Source organism: Enterobacter sp. SECR19-1250 (assembly GCF_013391025.1).
GTDB classification, from domain to species: domain Bacteria; phylum Pseudomonadota; class Gammaproteobacteria; order Enterobacterales; family Enterobacteriaceae; genus Enterobacter; species Enterobacter cloacae.
This window is the reverse complement of the sequence record NZ_JACASJ010000038.1, coordinates 1-15,815: the sequence shown is the minus strand read 5'-3', so window position 1 is coordinate 15,815 and position 15,815 is coordinate 1. Positions and strand designations below refer to the sequence as shown.

The following is a 15,815-nucleotide window of genomic DNA, read 5'->3' as shown; positions in this document are numbered from 1 at the left end:
AACAGACGAATGATTACTTTTGATCAGGCAACCGTTGATAGCTCTGGTGCCTTTCTCATCGGGGAGCTGGAGCGACTCGACCAGACGCTGAACCTGCCGCTGGTGGGTTATACCTGGACCCGCGATATTCAGCTGCGTGAAGATGTTTCTATCGCAGATGACATTTCCAGCTGGACTAACACCAGCTTTGGCGCTGCGGGTACTGGCGCAAATCCGAACGGTAAAAACTGGGTAGGTAAAGACTCCACCGCTATTGCTGGCGTGAACGTTGATATCGGCAAAGACGGCAATCCGCTGAACCTCTGGGGCATGGAACTGGGCTGGACCGTTGTAGAGCTGGCAGCAGCTCAGCAGGTAGGCCGCCCGATTGATACCCAGAAGTACGACGGGATGCAGCTCAAATGGCAGATGGACAACGACGAGCAGGTTTACATCGGCGATGACGCGCTCGGCCTGAAAGGGCTGGCAAACCTTGTCGGTGTGACGCTGAACAATGCGCCGAAGACCTGGGCGAGCTCCACCAACGACGAGATCCTCGATAGCGTGAACAGCATTCTGTCGAATGCCTGGGCTGCTTCCGGCTACTCCGTCGTGCCTTCAGATCTGCGCATTCCGCCAGAGCAGTATTCACTACTGGCAAGCCGTAAGGTTTCCGAAGCGGGTAACCAGTCACTGCTGACCTATCTGGCCGTGAACACTATCGCTTTCCACCAGAACGGCGTTCCGCTGGAAATCAAAGCGGTCAAATGGCTGAAAGGGCGCGGGGTTGGCGGTAAAGACCGTATGGTCGCCTACACCAACGACAAGAAATACGTGCGCTATCCGCTGGTGCCGTTGCAGAGCGTTCCTATCCAGTATCGCGGTCTGTACCAGATTGCGACCTACTACGGCAAGCTCGGTGCGGTTGAGCCAGTGTACAAAGAAACCCTGTCCTACGTGGACGGTATCTGATAACCAGAACGGCCCCGAAAGGGGCCAGAAGGAAACTGAAAATGGCGAAAGAAAAGCTGGTTACCATCCATGTTCACACCCCGTTTACGCTGACGCTCGGCGATCAGTCAAAACAGGAGTTTGGCCGGGGACGGCATAACGTACCGGAAGAGGTCGCGTCGCACTGGTTCACCCAGGCGCACTCTGAGCTTTCTGAAAGCGTGATTAGCGACACCGATGATCTGCAACCCATTATCGACGGCCTGCAAGCGCAGATTGCCGACAAAGATAAGCTGATTGCCGATCTGAAAGAAGCGCTGCTCAAGCTGCAAGAGCAGAATGACAGCCTGCAAGCGCAGATTGCTGCCGCCCAGACTGGCGGTAATGGGGCGAAAGATGCCAAAGAATCAAAGCCTGCCAACAGTAAGTGATTTTCGGCGCGACTTCCCGCAGTTTGCTGACCCGGCAAAATATCCCGATCCCCAAATCGAATTTCGCCTGAATCTGGCCGATGAGCTGCTGAGTGAAAACGTCACCGGCAAAAAGTTGTTTCCGTACTTTGCCGAGTTGTTCGTGGCGCACTACATGACGCTCTGGGCGGCAGATAGCCGGGCGATGCTGGTTGGTGGCCCGGGTGGTTCAACCAATGGCGTGCAGTCCTCCAAGTCTGTTGACAAGGTTAGCGTCAGCTATGACACCAGCATGACACTCAATCCAGACGCGGGCTTCTGGAATAACACCCGATATGGCGCTGAATTTTATCAGCTGATCACGATGTTCGGTGCGGGCGGTCGCCAGCTATGAGTTTCAAAAGCGGTGTAACAACGAGGGTGGATAACGCTCAGGCCATTCTGGATGCGATCAGGTCGCTAACCAAAAAGGATGTGCTGGTCGGTATCCCTTCGGAAGACAGTGAGCGTGATGATGTTCCGTTTGGCAATGCCGGGATCGGTTACGTCAACGAATACGGCTCACCAGCGCAAAACATCCCCCCACGCCCGCACTTGGTCCCCGGCGTTAAATCAGTAGAGGAACAGACAGTGCCGCAGCTTAAAGCAGCGGCGCAGGCTGCGCTTGATGGTAATGCGGCGGGTGCGGAAAGAGCGCTCAACCGCGCCGGAACGCTGGCTGCTAATGGCGTCAGGCGGTACATGACCATTACCGGCTTTACACCGCTTGCTGATAGCACCGTTGAAGCTCGCGCGCGTCGAGGGCGTAAAGGGGCGAAAGCGGAGCTTGCCCGACGCGCTGCTGGCGAGTCTCCCGGAACCGAACTGGTGAAACCGCTAATCGACACCGGGCAATATCGCAGAGCCATTACCCATGTTGTGAGGGATAAAGATGCCGACTCTTGATGTAACAGACGTGCTTTTTGACCCCGATTTTTGCGACTTTAACCTGTGGGTAACACGTCGCGCGCAAACGGTGGACGAGGACGGGATCGGCAGCGACAGCGAAGTTAAAACGCAGTTTGCAGGGGTTGTTACCGTTGACCGCTCCCTTGAAAACCGCCGCATGCAGGCCGGGCAGGTTATCAGCGGGGCGATTTTAATCGTGACGACTGAGCGACTCACGCAGGGGCAGACTGGCCGTGATGCCGATATCGTGACGTATCAGAACCGGGATTATCGTGTGACGTTCGTCGACCCGTATACCGCTTACGGTGCTGGCTTCGTCCAGGCACATTGCGAACTGTTGCCGTTTGATGGGGGTACTCCCGTTGAGCAATAACACCAGCACAGAGCGCGGCTGGCTGACACCCACCAGCGGCGATCCGGATTATGACGAAGCGCTAGACAGGCTGTTAAGCCAGTGGATGCGCAATGTTTCCGGCTTGCCGTCTGGAATGGTTCGTCCGCGCTGGCAGAAAAATCAGCCGCCACTGCCACCCGTTGAAACGAACTGGTGCGCGTTTGGCGTTACCGGGTTGCTCATTGATAACAACCCTGCATTCACCAGGCAGACCGACGAGGGCGCTCAGCTCTGGCGGCATGAAACGTTCGAGTGCATGGCGTCGTTCTATGGCCCGGCTGGTATGTCTTATGCGTCCCGTTTTCGCGATGGCATATCTGTCCCGCAAAACAATGCTGAGCTGAACGCGCTTGGTTTGTCTCTGGGCGACTATACCGGTCTGACCCCTTTCCCCGAACTTATCAACCAGCAATGGGTTCGCCGCTACGACATGACGGTGCGCCTGCGCCGGAAGGTTGTGCGCGAGTACGGTATTAAATCGCTGGTGGAAGCGCCAGTCACCTTTTTTGGAGAATAAACTATGACGCAGGGCTTACCTGTATCCAACGTTGTAAACGTTGATGTGATCATCTCGCCGAAAGCGGCTACTGGTCGTAACTTCGGCGCGCTGCTGATCCTCGGTTCTTCCACTGTCATTCCAGTGCAGGAACGCGTCCGCCTTTATGCGTCCGTTGAGGACATTGGCGAGGACTTCGGAGTCGACAGCCCGGAATATGAAGCGGCGCAGGTTTTCTTCAGCCAGTCGCCGAAGCCGACGCAGGTTTATGTTGGCCGCTGGGCGAAGACGCTGACCTCTTCCGAAGGTGGAAGCGTGGAAACCATCGTGCAAGCTGTTAATGCCTGCCTGCAGTATACCAACTGGTATGGGCTGGTTGTCGCTGATGATGTTGCTGATGGCGCTGATGTGCTTGATGCTGACGACGTGATTGAGGTTGCTAAACTCATCGAAGCGTCCAGTTTGAGCCGCATTTTCGGGGTAACTTCTGCCGACGCCGATATTATCAGCACGACTTCGACGACCGATGTTGCGTCGAAATTAAAGGCTGGCAAGTATGCCCGTACCTTTATTCAGTATTCCACCAGCAGCCCTTATGCAGCGGTTTCAGCTTTCGGTCGCGCGTTTACTGTCAATTTCAACGGCAGCAATACCACCATTACCCTGAAATTCAAACAGGAACCAAGCGTAACCTACGAAACGCTGACGGTAGGACAGGCGGCGGCTGTGGATGCGAAGAATGCGAACGTGTTTGTGTACTACGCCAACGACACGGCGATCCTGCAACAGGGCGTCATGGCGAACGGTGACTTCTTCGACGAGCGCCACGGGCTCGACTGGTTGCAGAACTACGTTCAGACCAACCTCTATAACCTGCTTTACACCAGCACCACCAAAATTCCGCAGACTGATGCCGGTGTGACCCGTCTGCTTTCCAACGTTGAACAGTCCATGGATCAGTCCGTCACGAACGGTCTGGTAGCTGCTGGCGTGTGGAATGGTGGCCCTATCGGACAGCTGAATTCTGGCGATACGCTGACCAAAGGCTATTACGTGTATGCGCAACCGCTGTCCGAACAGGCGCAGGCCGACCGCGAAGCGCGCAAAGCACCGTTAATCCAGGTGGCCTGTAAGCTGGCTGGCGCAGTTCATTATGCCGATGTGCAGATCAACGTGGTTCGCTAAGGAGCGATAAATGGCAACTTATTCTTTTCTCGATGTAACCGCGTCGCTCACCGGGCCGACCGGCGTTATCGATCTTGGTCAGGGTTCTGCGAACTCTGAGGAAGGTATCACCCAGACCCTGGGCGGCAACAAGAACACCATGACCATTGGTGCCGATGGCGAAGTGATGCACAGCCTGCACGCCGATAAGTCAGGCACCATTACGGTGACGCTGCTGAAAACCTCCCCGGTTAACAAGAAGCTGTCTCTGGCGTATAACGCGCAAAGCCAGTCCTCTGCCACCTGGGGCAATAACGTGATCGTTATTCGCAACACGGCATCGGGTGATATTTCTACTGCGCGTTCGTGTGCATTCCAGAAACAGCCTGATTTCAATAACGCCAAAGAGGGCGGGACTGTTGCCTGGGTGTTCGACTGCGGCAAGATTGACCAGCTGCTCGGGGAGTTTTAACGCATGGAATTCGAAATTAAAGGCGTGAAATATCGCACCGCAAAGCTCAGCGTTTTCGAACAGCTGAAGGTGTCGCGAAAGCTGTTGCCGGTGCTGGCCGGGATGGTTTCTGACTTCCGTAGCGTTCAGGAGAAGATCAGCAGCAAAGACACAGAAGGAGCGATGGCTACCATCCTGCCAAAGATTGCCAATGCTGTGTCCGATCTGAGCGATGGCGACGTGGACGCTATCTTGTTCCCCTGCCTTTCCGTTGTTTCACGCGAGCACATGAAAGGCTGGGTGCCGGTCTGCCAGCATGGCGAAATGGCGTTTGACGATATCGACCTGCTGACCATGCTGCAACTGGTGGCGCGGGTGGTCGCCGACTCTCTGGGAAATTTTTTGCAAGGACTCCCTACCAGCGAGACGCCCACCCCGCCAGCGGAATAACCTTCAACAGCCTGCCGGGCGGTGAAGATTTTATTCTTCGTCCGGCGCTTGCCTTCCATATTGACCAGAAAGACCTCAACAGCGGTGCGGTAGACCTCTGCCGCATCGCGCTTCTCAATGACTACCTCGACATGCGCGAGGATAACGACGCCCGGGTAGATAAATGGAGAGCGGCCAATGAGCGGTAACGCAGATACGATTAAAGATTTCCTTGTTTCGCTGGGATTCGATATCGATCAGGCTGGCGCTAATAAGTTTGAAGCCGTGCTGAAAGGCGTTACCGCGAACGTTCTGAAGGTCGGCGCGGTGGTGGAAGGCGCAGCGCTGAGCATTGTCGGATTTACCACCCAGATCGCGAATGGTCTGGATAAAATTTACTGGGCATCCCAACGGACGGGGGCCAGCGTCCAGGGCATCAAAGCGCTGGGCTATGCCGCATCGCAAACCGGTGCCAGCGCCGAGTCGGCTATGTCTTCCCTCGAAGGGCTGGCCGGTTTCATGCGTAGCAATCCGGGCGCGGAAGGTTTCCTGAACCGCCTGGGCGTCCAGACCCGCGATGCCAGCGGAAAGATGCGTGATACCGCGGCCATCTTTACTGGCGTTGGGCAAAAGCTCAACAACATGCCGTATTACCGCGCGAAGCAATATGCGCAGATGCTAGGCATCGATGAAAACACGTTGATGGCGATGCGGCGTGGCATGAATGGCTTTACCGCTGATTACCAGTCGATGCTGCAAAAGACGGGGTTCAACGCTGATAAAGCTGCTGTTCAGTCCAACAAATTCATGACGTCCATGCGCGGGCTTACGTCGCTGTTCGGCATCATGCGGGACAAGATCGGCTCAAATCTCGCTGGTGGTCTGGCTGGTTCGCTGGATAGTCTGCGGCGGCGCATCCTCGACAATTTCCCGAAGATTGAAGAGACGCTGACCAAGGTCATTAAAGGCGTGATCTGGCTTGCGAATGCCTTCACGCGAATGGCGTGGCGGCTGATACAGGGCGCTGGCTCTGTCATTGACTGGTGGAAGCGTCTTGATGATGGCAGTAAAAATCTGCTGAAAATATTCGGCGCTCTACTGGTCGCATGGCGTCTGCTTAATTCTGCATTCCTTAAATCCCCTATCGGCCTGATCACCACGCTGATTCTGGCGATCGGATTGCTGTACGACGATTACCAGACGTGGAAAGAAGGCGGCAAAAGCCTGATTGACTGGAGCAAGTGGGAGCCAGCAATAGAAAAGGCGAAAAAGGCAATTCTCTGGCTGCGCGATAAGCTGTTGGGGTTAAAAGATGCTGTCGGTGGGTGGCAGAACTCGTTGGAAATTTTGGCTACGTTCATTGCCGGAGTATGGGTGTCAAAAGTATTAGGGGCGTTTGGAAAAATTGCCGGTTTACCGATACCTCCGTGGCTTAAACTATGGGGTTTGTATGCTGGTTATGTGGTTTCCGATCGTGAAAATATAAAAGCCAGTGCGCAATCGTCTTGGGATTACGCAAAAAGGAACGTTGGCGACGCTCTTGCAGCGATAGGAATCAAAACCGATCTTGGTCACAAAGATGTCAGCGAGATACGGGAGTGGCCGGCATGGATGGACTGGTTACATGGCGGACCCGGTAAAGTGATTCGACAGGCGCAGAGTAATGGCGTTGTGTACGGGGATAATATTCAGTCAGATATTCCCGGTAACGACCCAGAGCAGCGAGCTCAGTCTGTTAAGCGACCTCAGGCGACCACCCAGGGCAAAGTATTGCTCGACTGGATGGGGCCAATGTTCAATAAGCTGGAGTCTCTTTATCAGCTGCCTGCTGGTCTGTTGAAAAGCGTGGCGATCACCGAGTCGGGCGGTAACCAGTTCGCCATGTCCAGCGCGGGTGCAAAGGGACTGTTCCAGTTTATGGATGGCACGGCGCGCGACATGGGTCTGCGTGGTAACGATGTATTCGACCCGGAAAAGTCAGCACAGGCAGCCGCTAAGTATCTTAGTCAACTGCTGCGGCAGAACGGCGGAGACCTTAGCAAGGCTCTGGCGTCGTATAACTGGGGGATCGGCAACGTTCAGCGCTATGGCATGGGGTTGATGCCGCAGGAAACGCGCAACTACATTCCGAAAGTGATGAGCAATATGCCCACCAGCACCCCGGTGATTCAGCAGGAAACGAACATTAACATCCACGGCGTTTCCGATCCGCGCGAGGCTGCCCGTTTGACTGTTGACCGTCAAAAGGGTGTGAACTCACAGCTAACCCAGCAACTCCCCGCAGGACCGAGATAATGGATATTTTATCAGCGATTTTTCGCCAGCAATCCCGGCGAATTGGCATACTAATCCCCAGCGTGGTCGTCTCCGAAAAGCATTCTGATGCGCTCGAAATCACTGAGCACCCGGTGGAGAAACCAACAACTAATAGCGCGTCGGGTTTCATCGCCGATCATGCATATAAGCGCCCCAGCGAAGTCACAATGGAATGCGGCTTTGCTGGTGGCGGTTCGTTGCTAGACTTCATTGATACATCTTCAATCGGCCTCAGTGCCGGACTGAGCCCAAAGGAGACATACCAAAAGCTTCTGGATATGCAACTTGAGCGCGTGCCATTCGATGTGGTGACCGGGAAGAGGGTGTACACCAATATGCTGGTACGTGCCATCGAGGTGACAACGGATAAAACCAGCGAAAACGTGCTGAACTGCACACTAACCCTGCGTGAGGTCATCATAACGCAGACAAAAAATGTCACTGTTGCTGATAAATCCGATATGCAGGGCGGTGTTAGTACATCAGCGGTGCAAAACTCTGGGACTAAATCCGCAACTCCAGTAAATGAATCGGTAATTAAGTCATCGGGTTGGTTTGATGGGCTAAAAGGAACCAGTCTTGGTAACGCTATAGGTGTCCAATGAATGTAACTGAAATCCCTCTATCGCCGGATAATCAGCTATTTCGCATTCAGTTAGCAGAGATAACATACACGCTGAGAGTTATATGGCGTGATTCTGCTGGCTGGATTCTGGATGTACAAGATAGCAGTGGCGAACCGCTTCTTTCTGGTGTGCCGCTGGTAACCGGTGTAAATCTTCTTGAGCAATATCCTCAACTAGGTATTAACGGGGCGCTGCTCGTTGGCTGCGATGTAGGCGCACCAGACGAGCCCACCAAAACCAACCTCGGCACATACAGCCATCTCATTTTCGTACAGGAGTAGAAATGTCTCTTAACTGGATGCGCCATTTTGAATTGCAGCTGTTGGACCAGAACGGGCAGGGTATTTCCCTGTCTGACTTTAAGGTCACGTTCCAGATCGAATGGGCAGATACACGCTGGCCGCGCGTGGCAAACGTGAAAATTTACAACCTTTCGACCGATACCACGAACAAGATTCTGGGGCAGGAGTTTGCCAAAATCCGCATCATCGCCGGGTATGACGGCATTGCGCCGAGTGTTGATGCGAGCCAGGTTGGTGTCGCCCGGGAAATTTCACCAGACCAGATAGGGCAGGTGAACGGCCAAAACTATGGCCTGATTTTTGACGGTGATATTCGCTTCACCGTGACCGGGAAGGACAACATTACCGATTCCTGGGTGTTGATTCAGGCTATTGGTGACCACGAAGCGTTTCTCTACGCGACCACCATCACCACGCTTGCAGCTGGTTATACCGTTGCGGATCTGCACCGGGCGACGATGCAGGATTTCAACGCGTTCGGCGTGACGCAGGGCATTACCGGCGACTTTCCTGATACTGTGTTTCCTCGTGGCCGCGCGATTTACTCATCCACCCGTAACGTGATGGATAATATTGCTGCGCAGTGCAAAGCGACATGGCAGCTGGTGGATGGTCAGGTCCAGATGGTTCCGGAGGATAAATATATTCACGAAGCCATCGTGCTGAATGCCGATACTGGCCTGATTGGTATGCCGCAACAGACGATGGGCGGCGGCGTAAACGTGCGGTGCCTGATAAACCCGAACATCCGCATTAATGGTCTTATCCAGCTCGATCAGGCTTCGGTGTACCGCGCCGCGCTCGGCAATAGCGAAATTGCTCAGTCGCCCGGTCGCATCACCGAAACAGAAGAGAACGGCAACCGTGTGCTGACAGGCACAACGTCACAGGCAGCCAGCATTGCGACAGATGGCGTTTATATCGTCAAAGCTATCGACTATACTGGCGACACCAGAGGTCAGGCGTGGTACATGGATTTGATGTGTTTTGCGCGTGGCGCTCGTGATCTTTATAGCCCGAAAGCAATGCAAGGGACGACGAATTAGTGAGGTGGGGCCGTGAGACATTTACTTTGCACTGTTACCGTGTTCGCGGTGCTTATATCAGCACCCGCTTTTGCGGATCAGCAATGTGGTGATTTTAAAATCCATTGGGCAGATGATGGCTTAGCCAGAATCAATGGCGCAAAGCCAGAAATGCAAAAAATCACCTTCCTGAAAAACAAAGGCGATTATAACAATATCAAGATGGATTGGCGTATGGCTACCGATCAGCCTGGAAGATGGGTTGGTCTTGAGTACATCAATCGAAACGGCAAAGCCATTCTCAACGCACAGTGGCTGCAAGCCAGCATGAATGCGCCGCGTCAGTATGCAACATACGACTGCGTGAAGGTGAAGTGATGATCCGCATCCTTAAACAGCAATAATTGTTGATCCCGCGTTTTTATTATGCACTAATCTGTACATGTACAGAGAGGGTGCCATGAAAATCATTACTTACACGCAAATGCGATCGGATTTATCTGCAACACTGGACTGTTTACGCTCTGGCGAAAGCGTCACAGTTACGCAGCGCGGAAAGCCCGACCTTGTCATCAGTGCAAAATCAGTTGATGAAATTGCTTCCGCAGATGAGGTAAAAACATCTGCGAAAAAAATAGACACGCATCTTGCGCAATTAATTGCATCGAATTTGTCACCACAGATAACGGAGGGTGTCATGAAGCTTACTAAGCAATTGGATGCCCTTCTTCAGTCTGATGAGGCTCGCCAGACTATGATGAAGGCCGCTAATGCAGCAGTTGCTTTGCAGGGAGTGTCTGAGTCATTTATCAAAGCTCTGCAACATACTCAGACCAGGCATGCGGAAATCATAAAAAAACTGGAAGATAAGTAATGACTGAAATTACATTCCTTTCGGTAGATGAGGTCATCGCTATTCAGAAGAGCACATTGCCAAATAGCGGACAGCCAGACCGGGGAAAACTCGAAGGTGCCCTCAATCGCGTCGATAACTTACGCATGTATGAAGGATGTGAGGATTTATTTAAATTTGCAGCTATGTACATGGTTGCGATAGCGAAGTCTCACGCTTTTAATGACGCCAATAAGCGAACGGCTTTCCAGGCTGCCAGCGTGTTTTTGCTTTTGAATGGCTATGAACTGAATACCTCAATGGAGTTAGTCAAGCTGACCATCTTTGCCGCTACGGGAGAGGCCGACTGCGATAACACTGCTTTGGCGCTTAAACTTTTGTCAGATTATAAGAATGAGCTGCTGGCAGATACGATAACTGGCTACTGATAGCAAAAATTATATTGTACATAACCCGCCTCCGAGCGGGTTTTTTTATGGGGTTTTTTATGCCAATTCCAACTCAATCACAGATCGGCGGCGAGCAGCAGACCGCGCAGGCCATTGCCGATTCGGTTTCTACCCAGATGCGCGTAGCGATGCCAGGCATCATTCAGTCGTTCGATCCTGACGCTGTAACCTGCACAGTAGAAGTGGCGCTTCGCGGTATTGTTGGCGACGGCTCAACCGAATTAAAACCGCTGGTGGATGTGCCGGTCGTATTCCCGCGCGGCGGCGGTTGCACGCTGACCTTTCCGGTAAAAGAAGGCGACGAATGCCTGCTGATCTTTGCCGACCGTTGCATCGATTTTTGGTGGCAGAGCGGCGGCGTTCAGGAGACCGTCGACCCGCGCCAGCATGACTTGTCTGATGCGTTCGCCATCGTTGGCCCGCAGTCGCAAGCACAGAAAATCAGCGGTATCAGTACCAGCTCGGTAGAGCTGCGCAGCGATGACGGCGGCACAAAGTTAAGCCTTAACCCATCCAGCGGGGAAATAAATGGCACTGCACCGGGCGGATTCAACCTTAACGGGCTCAAAATCCTGCCTGACGGTCGCTTGCAGCTGGTGGACGGTTCTATCGTGGATAAGCATACCCATGGCGGCGTTGAGAGCGGCGGAAGCAATACTAAGCCGCTGGGAGGTTAATCTATGCGATACCGTCGCGAAGATGCTGACGGCGATTACACTTTCGGCCAGGGTGACGATACTTTCCTTATCGACAGTCCGGAATGTGTCGCCCAGGCCGTAAAAACCCGTTTCGAGCTGTGGCGCGGTCAGTGGTTTCTCGATCTGACGGAAGGCACGCCGTATGTTCAGTCAGTGCTTGGGAAGCAGCGATCAGATGTCTACATCCTGGCTATACGCGAACGCATACAGGATACACCGGGCGTTCTGTCGATTCTTTCCTTCGATACCAATTATGACGGCACCAGACGCCGCGTCACCTTCACTTCCTCCATTGACACAATCTACGGCCAGACGACTGTAACAAGCGAGGCATAAATGGCTTTGAACCTCGACACGCTGGGGCTATCGGCAACGGTAACCGCCCAGGGGATTAGTGCGCCTGATTACCAGACAATCCTCGATACACTGACCAGCTATTTCAGGCAGATTTACGGTAGTGATGCCTACCTCGAACCAGACAGCAAAGACGGGCAAATGGTCGCGCTGGTGGCTCTGGCTGTGCATGATGCTAACAATACCGCTATCGAAATCTACAACTCGTTTTCACCGACGACAGCGCAGGCCGCAGCGCTTAGCAGCAATGTTAAAATTAACGGGATCACGCGAAAAGTAGCGACAAACTCTACTGCTGACCTTCTGTTAACCGGTACGGCGGGCACGACTATCACGAATGGCTCCGCACGGGATAAAAACGGAATTATCTGGATTTTTCCCGCGAGTGTAGCGATCGGCGTTGATGGTACTGTGCTGGTGACGGCAACATGTGCGAATAGCGGTTCGGTTGCGGCGATGGCCGGGACTATCACCACCATTAACACACCGACTCGCGGCTGGGTGTCGGTAACCAACCCGGCTGCGGCTACTGTCGGTTCACCAGCCGAAACCGACGCAGAGCTGCGCATTCGGCAGGGGCAAAGCGTCGCGCTACCATCGATCACACCGTTTGAAGGCGTCGACGGCGCAATTGCTAATGTTACTGGCGTGACACGTCACAAGCTGTATGAGAACGACACAGGAACAACAGACAGCAACGGGCTGCCGCCGCACTCAATTTCCGCCATCGTCGATGGTGGTGATGTTACCGAAATAGCCCAGACCATCAGGGGGAATAAAGGGCAGGGAACCGCAACTTACGGTAAAACTTCTGTGACGGTGCCGGATACTTACGGTAATCCTCACGTCATTAGTTTTTCACGCTCTACCGATGTGCCAATTTTCGTAGCCATTACCCTGAAAGTTTTTACCGGGTATACCTCTCAAATCGGCGAGCAGATCAAACAGGCTGTTGCCGACTATATTAATGGCCTGACAATTGGCGACGACGTTCTGCTGAGCCGTATTTATTCCCCGGCAAACCTTGGCGTTGTGAGCGGTGGTAATGCCCGATATTACGACATTACCGACCTGCTGATCGGTAAGTCGTCTGGCAGCGTATCGGCATCAAACATTGATATTGCCTATGATGCTTCGGCGTCCTGTAGCACCGCGAATATCAGTATCACGGTGACCTCATGAGCAAATACACCGAACTGATCACTAACTACCACGCAACCAAGCCACTCTTTTTTGACCATATAGATCTGAGTACCCGCCCGCTGATTGATGTGTCCAGCACTATGTCAGGGCTTGTAACAGCCTTCGATATCGATACGGCGGTCGGCGTGCAGCTCGACACGCTCGGACTCTGGATTGGGCGAAGCCGCATAGTCAGCCAGCCGATTACCGGCGTTTATTTTAGTTGGGACACAGAAGGGCTTGGATATGACCAGGGCGTATGGCAGGGACCATATGACCCGGATTCGGGCTATACGTCGCTGAGCGATGACACCTACCGCATCATTCTGAAAGCAAAAATCGCTATCAACAACTGGGACGGCCGTAACGATTCTCTACCGCCCATTCTTGACGCTGCGACAGCAGGCTCTGGCCTGAAGATGCAGATCGTCGATAACCAGGACATGACGATATCGGTCTGGGTATTCCCGGAGACTGATATTTCTGATGTGTCTCTCGAATTGATCGCCGCAATCAAACAAGGCTATCTCACCGTTAAAGCAGCTGGCGTATGGGCCGGTGATGTCGAAACACCTTCGGTAGAAACACCGTCCGAGGGCTCAAAATTCTTTGGGTTTGATATTGATAACGTATACATCGGCGGGTTCGATGTTGGAGCATGGGGGAAATTACTCTGATGGCTAAAAATGAATTTAAACCATTTGCAACTGGCTCTGGTGCTAACGTAACAACTCAGACAGACTGGGAATCATTACCTGTCCTATCTGCTGGCTTTACATCGGGGAAGGCATCAAGTGCTCAGGTGAACAAAGGTCTGAGGCAAGGAACGGCAATGGCGGCTGCTGTGGGGCAGTTTATCGCAGATAATACCAATGAGGATGTGAAAGATAATGGTGATATTGCGGGGCTCTCTGCGCAATTAGCGAGTGCGGTAGAGCAGGCTGCAACAGGACGGCTTATTGGTGTTCGCACAATAACGACATCCGGAACTTATACGCCAACCCCAGGAACGAAAAGCATTATTGTTGAAGTCCAAGGCGCAGGCGGAGGAGGGGGTGGGGTTGGTACTACTAATTCTACCAGTGTTGCAGTTGGGTGTGGAGGGGGAAGTGGCGCCTACGCTAAATCCCGTATCGCCAATTTAGACTCAGCATACACCGTAATTATTGGTGCTGGTGGTGCTGGTGGAGTAAATGGTAATGGAGGGAATGGAGGTGGCACTTCTTTTGGAACGATTACCGCAGGTGGCGGATATGGTGGTGGTTCAGGTAACTCCGCTCCTCCAATTATCCAGAATGCTTCTGGAATTCCTACAGCCACTGGTGGGAATATCATAAACTTATCTGGAAATAACCCTATAATAGGCATGGCATTTTCTGCCAACGTCATTATTTCGGGAGGAGGTGCTAGTAGTATATTAGGGGCTGGTGGTAGCCCACACGGTACAGCAGGCATTGGTAGAGAAGCTACCGGCTATGGTGCTGGAGGTGGTGGCGCAAATGCATATCAAAATAGCAGCGCACAATACAATGGTGCATCTGGTAGCAGTGGGGTTGTTATTGTCTGGGAGTATGCATAATGAAATACGCTATTATTGAAAATAACATCGTAAAGAATTTGGTTTTATGGAACGGTAAAGGAGATTTACTTGGTGTGTCACAGCGTTATAAAGTCGATGATGACATAACTGTAAATATCGGAGATGAAGTTAGAGTCAATAATGGAGTGTTAGAAATTGTAAGCAAATATCCATTTTTCCCATTGTAATTTAAAAGATGGGGGTGTCTTCATAGTTGCCCCCACATAGATATCACTATTTTATTTGTTATTTTCTTCTAACGTTATATGTTTGATTGATTCTCTGTTGTAAGTATAAGTTATATGTATTTTCCCATTTGAGCTTTGTATAATCGCAGGATAGGAGAACTCTTTTCCCTCTTGTGATTCCAGCGTTAACACATTACCCCATGTTTTCCCGTTATCATTAGATCTGGAAATAGACAAGATGCTTCTGTCTTTCCCTGGGTTATGCACAATTAACCCTGTACCATCTCGTAATACGATGCCGTCAACACCACTATTAGTTGAGGGTATCGTGCTTTTTCTTAGCGTAGTCCATGAGTGACCACTATCTGATGACTGAGATTCCATTAATACTCCTTGATCGCTGCGAGTATACATTTTTATCTCATTATCACGGAATTTTAATAGCGTTGGTTGTATAGCTGAGGTGCCTGTAGGTTTCGATACTTCTATCTTATTAAAATTCTTCATGTTACTGGTTGTTTCTATGTGAACAAACCATCCCTTATCATTCTCCTCACTGGAAGGGAACAAAACGTTCTTTCCAGAAAGAATTGGCTTGTTTTTTATTGGCCCGTAAATTCCGTTTGGCAATGCTTGTTTTTTACTCCAACTTAACCCATTGTTGGTCGAAGTAATATATTTACCTTCCCATGTGCTAGGTGTTTTTCCTACTTTATAGAAAAGGTATGTTTTATTATGTATATTGAATAAAACTGGATTCCATGTAGGAAGCGGCTTGCCATCCTCACTGCCATAGGCAACAACGCGCGGTTTTGACCATCCGGATTCAGTCATGGAGGATTGCCAAATCTTTACGTCATCATCACCCTCTTTTGTCCCACCAAACCATGAGACAAGGATGGTTCCATTACTCATCTCTGCAATAGTGCTTGCGTGAGATTCTTTTATCAACCCCAGTGGGAAGATCATGATCTTGACCCTCCATCTCCGAACAGCTTTTGTATCTTAAGTTAACGATGTC

Annotated in this window: 24 protein-coding genes; 23 read left to right on the top strand and 1 reads right to left on the bottom strand. The window is 51.9% G+C overall.

Translation table 11 applies throughout. From position 1 onward, the window contains the following. The first annotated feature begins 9 nt into the window (after nt 1–9). From HX884_RS11855 to HX884_RS11750, 23 genes are all read left to right on the top strand, one after another. On the top strand, nt 10–951 hold the full coding sequence (locus HX884_RS11855; protein WP_108961697.1) for a DUF2184 domain-containing protein: 942 nt from the start codon (nt 10–12) through the stop codon (nt 949–951). Between the two features lie 41 nt (nt 952–992). After that, nucleotides 993–1,361, top strand: coding sequence for a hypothetical protein (locus tag HX884_RS11850; protein WP_059365116.1), 369 nt, complete (start codon nt 993–995; stop codon nt 1,359–1,361). Further along, nucleotides 1,327–1,734 (top strand): DUF4054 domain-containing protein, encoded by a 408-nt coding sequence (locus HX884_RS11845; RefSeq protein WP_126287136.1) that lies wholly within the window; start codon nt 1,327–1,329, stop codon nt 1,732–1,734. The genes HX884_RS11850 and HX884_RS11845 overlap by 35 nt, the downstream gene beginning before the upstream one ends. After that, complete coding sequence (locus HX884_RS11840; RefSeq protein WP_126287135.1) at nt 1,731–2,285, top strand: hypothetical protein; 555 nt, start codon at nt 1,731–1,733, stop codon at nt 2,283–2,285. The genes HX884_RS11845 and HX884_RS11840 overlap by 4 nt, the downstream gene beginning before the upstream one ends. After that, complete coding sequence (locus tag HX884_RS11835) at nt 2,272–2,661, top strand: hypothetical protein (protein WP_001142474.1); 390 nt, start codon at nt 2,272–2,274, stop codon at nt 2,659–2,661. Before HX884_RS11840 ends, HX884_RS11835 begins: the two co-directional genes overlap by 14 nt. Continuing rightward, on the top strand, nt 2,636–3,199 hold the full coding sequence (locus tag HX884_RS11830) for a hypothetical protein (RefSeq protein WP_178328211.1): 564 nt from the start codon (nt 2,636–2,638) through the stop codon (nt 3,197–3,199). The genes HX884_RS11835 and HX884_RS11830 overlap by 26 nt, the downstream gene beginning before the upstream one ends. A 3-nt stretch (nt 3,200–3,202) precedes the next feature. After that, nucleotides 3,203–4,363 (top strand): DUF3383 family protein, encoded by a 1,161-nt coding sequence (locus HX884_RS11825; protein ID WP_178328210.1) that lies wholly within the window; start codon nt 3,203–3,205, stop codon nt 4,361–4,363. Nucleotides 4,364–4,373: 10 nt separating this feature from the next. Then, nucleotides 4,374–4,814, top strand: a complete 441-nt coding sequence (locus HX884_RS11820; RefSeq protein WP_178328209.1) for a DUF3277 family protein — start codon at nt 4,374–4,376, stop codon at nt 4,812–4,814. Between the two features lie 3 nt (nt 4,815–4,817). Further along, a complete protein-coding gene (locus HX884_RS11815; RefSeq protein WP_000393957.1) occupies nt 4,818–5,243 on the top strand; it encodes a phage tail assembly chaperone in 426 nt (141 codons plus the stop codon). Then, nucleotides 5,240–5,431 (top strand): DUF6889 family protein, encoded by a 192-nt coding sequence (locus HX884_RS27210; protein WP_084832721.1) that lies wholly within the window; start codon nt 5,240–5,242, stop codon nt 5,429–5,431. Before HX884_RS11815 ends, HX884_RS27210 begins: the two co-directional genes overlap by 4 nt. Continuing rightward, entirely contained in the window at nt 5,421–7,517 is a 2,097-nt protein-coding gene (locus tag HX884_RS11810) for a transglycosylase SLT domain-containing protein (RefSeq protein WP_178328208.1), read from the top strand. Before HX884_RS27210 ends, HX884_RS11810 begins: the two co-directional genes overlap by 11 nt. Beyond that, nucleotides 7,517–8,143: a phage baseplate protein gene (locus tag HX884_RS11805; protein ID WP_178328207.1), complete on the top strand. Its 627-nt coding sequence runs from the start codon at nt 7,517–7,519 to the stop codon at nt 8,141–8,143. Before HX884_RS11810 ends, HX884_RS11805 begins: the two co-directional genes overlap by 1 nt. Next, complete coding sequence (locus HX884_RS11800; protein ID WP_178328206.1) at nt 8,140–8,445, top strand: phage baseplate plug protein; 306 nt, start codon at nt 8,140–8,142, stop codon at nt 8,443–8,445. The genes HX884_RS11805 and HX884_RS11800 overlap by 4 nt, the downstream gene beginning before the upstream one ends. Before the next feature lie 2 nt (nt 8,446–8,447). After that, entirely contained in the window at nt 8,448–9,512 is a 1,065-nt protein-coding gene (locus tag HX884_RS11795) for a hypothetical protein (protein ID WP_178328205.1), read from the top strand. 12 nt (nt 9,513–9,524) lie between these two features. Further along, nucleotides 9,525–9,869 (top strand): hypothetical protein, encoded by a 345-nt coding sequence (locus HX884_RS11790; protein ID WP_178328204.1) that lies wholly within the window; start codon nt 9,525–9,527, stop codon nt 9,867–9,869. 82 nt (nt 9,870–9,951) lie between these two features. Then, nucleotides 9,952–10,365 (top strand): type II toxin-antitoxin system Phd/YefM family antitoxin, encoded by a 414-nt coding sequence (locus tag HX884_RS11785; RefSeq protein WP_178328203.1) that lies wholly within the window; start codon nt 9,952–9,954, stop codon nt 10,363–10,365. Beyond that, the gene (locus tag HX884_RS11780) at nt 10,365–10,772 is read left to right on the top strand and encodes a type II toxin-antitoxin system death-on-curing family toxin (RefSeq protein ID WP_001515094.1); all 408 of its coding nucleotides are present in this window, start codon (nt 10,365–10,367) and stop codon (nt 10,770–10,772) included. Before HX884_RS11785 ends, HX884_RS11780 begins: the two co-directional genes overlap by 1 nt. Nucleotides 10,773–10,831: 59 nt before the next feature. Further along, complete coding sequence (locus HX884_RS11775; protein WP_178328202.1) at nt 10,832–11,470, top strand: Gp138 family membrane-puncturing spike protein; 639 nt, start codon at nt 10,832–10,834, stop codon at nt 11,468–11,470. Between the two features lie 3 nt (nt 11,471–11,473). Next, complete coding sequence (locus HX884_RS11770) at nt 11,474–11,827, top strand: hypothetical protein (protein WP_178328201.1); 354 nt, start codon at nt 11,474–11,476, stop codon at nt 11,825–11,827. Continuing rightward, on the top strand, nt 11,828–13,027 hold the full coding sequence (locus HX884_RS11765) for a baseplate J/gp47 family protein (RefSeq protein WP_178328200.1): 1,200 nt from the start codon (nt 11,828–11,830) through the stop codon (nt 13,025–13,027). Next, nucleotides 13,024–13,704 carry a DUF2612 domain-containing protein gene (locus HX884_RS11760; RefSeq protein WP_178328199.1) on the top strand — a complete coding sequence of 227 codons (681 nt, stop codon included), beginning with the start codon at nt 13,024–13,026 and terminating at the stop codon, nt 13,702–13,704. The genes HX884_RS11765 and HX884_RS11760 overlap by 4 nt, the downstream gene beginning before the upstream one ends. Continuing rightward, nucleotides 13,704–14,606 carry a hypothetical protein gene (locus HX884_RS11755; protein WP_178328198.1) on the top strand — a complete coding sequence of 301 codons (903 nt, stop codon included), beginning with the start codon at nt 13,704–13,706 and terminating at the stop codon, nt 14,604–14,606. The genes HX884_RS11760 and HX884_RS11755 overlap by 1 nt, the downstream gene beginning before the upstream one ends. Then, entirely contained in the window at nt 14,606–14,794 is a 189-nt protein-coding gene (locus HX884_RS11750) for a hypothetical protein (RefSeq protein WP_001619367.1), read from the top strand. The genes HX884_RS11755 and HX884_RS11750 overlap by 1 nt, the downstream gene beginning before the upstream one ends. A 51-nt stretch (nt 14,795–14,845) precedes the next feature. Here HX884_RS11750 and HX884_RS11745 read toward each other — a convergent pair whose 3' ends face one another. After that, entirely contained in the window at nt 14,846–15,763 is a 918-nt protein-coding gene (locus HX884_RS11745) for an exo-alpha-sialidase (RefSeq protein WP_178328197.1), read from the bottom strand. Nucleotides 15,764–15,815 lie beyond the last annotated feature (52 nt).